This window comes from Hymenobacter agri (assembly GCF_054778495.1).
Genome location: NZ_BAAGZM010001013.1, coordinates 1 through 1,008 on the forward strand (window position 1 = coordinate 1; position 1,008 = coordinate 1,008).

At 66.4% G+C, this 1,008-nt stretch carries 1 protein-coding gene; it reads left to right on the top strand.

The genetic code is table 11. The features are described 5' to 3' along the window. Positions 1–746 (top strand): amidohydrolase family protein (locus ACYVDE_RS24110; protein WP_460504060.1); only part of this gene is annotated, 746 nt, incomplete at its 5' end. Between the last annotated feature and the right edge of the window lie 262 nt (positions 747–1,008).

Consider the following 1,008-nt stretch of genomic DNA (forward strand, 5'->3'; position numbering starts at 1 on the left):
AGGCGGGCCGGCAGCAGCCGGTGCGGGTGGTGCCCACGTTTCTGGGCGCGCACGTGGTGCCGCCCGAGTTTAAAGCGGCAGGCCCGCAGGCCTACGTCGATTTCATGCTGCGCGAAGTGCTGTCGGACCTGAAAGGGGAGGCGGCGTATGTCGATATTTTCTGCGAGGAAGGTGCTTTTCCGCTCGATGTGGCACGCTACTACCTGGAGCAGGCCCACAAAATGGGCTTCGGCCTGAAAATTCACGCCGAGCAGCTGCACGACCTCGGCGGCTGCGAGATGGCCGCCGCGCTGGGCGCCGTCAGCGTCGACCACTGCGACTACCTCACGCCCGAGGCGGCGGCCCGCATCGCGCAGCATACCCGGGGGCAGACCGTGGCCGTGCTGCTGCCGCTGGTGCCGCTGTTTCTACGCCAGCAGCAATACGCACCGGGTCGGGCCTTCATCGACAATGGCCTGCCCGTGGCCGTGAGCACCGATTTCAACCCCGGCTCCTGCCCCAGCAAAAACCTGTGGCTGGCCCTATCGGTGGCCTGCCTCAAAATGGGTTTCACACCTAAGGAAGCCGTGGCCGCCGCCACCCTCAACGCCGCCTGGGCCATTGGCCACGCCGCCGACTGCGGCAGCCTCGCCCCCGGCAAGCGCGCCGACCTGCTGGTGCTGGACCTGGGCAGCGTGGCCGAAATCCCGTACTGGCTGGGCGAAAACCCGGTGCGCGACGTGGTAATTGGGGGCATGGTGCAGTAGCCGCGAGCGAGAGGCCTAATAGACGGAGTACCCCGAATTTTCAATTCGGCCCGCCAGAACAATTGACGTTCACGCGGGCCGAATTGAAAATTCGGGGTACTCTGCCTTTTCCGCAGCCACCAGGCCACGCCCACTAGCGCGGTGGCCGCCAACGGGTAGCGCGCCACGTAGCCCGAAGCCGGCCGCGCCACCGACGTAACGAACTGCGTGAGCGTGGGCTGGGCCACAATTTCCCAGCGCGGCCCCAGCTGGTAGCGCACAT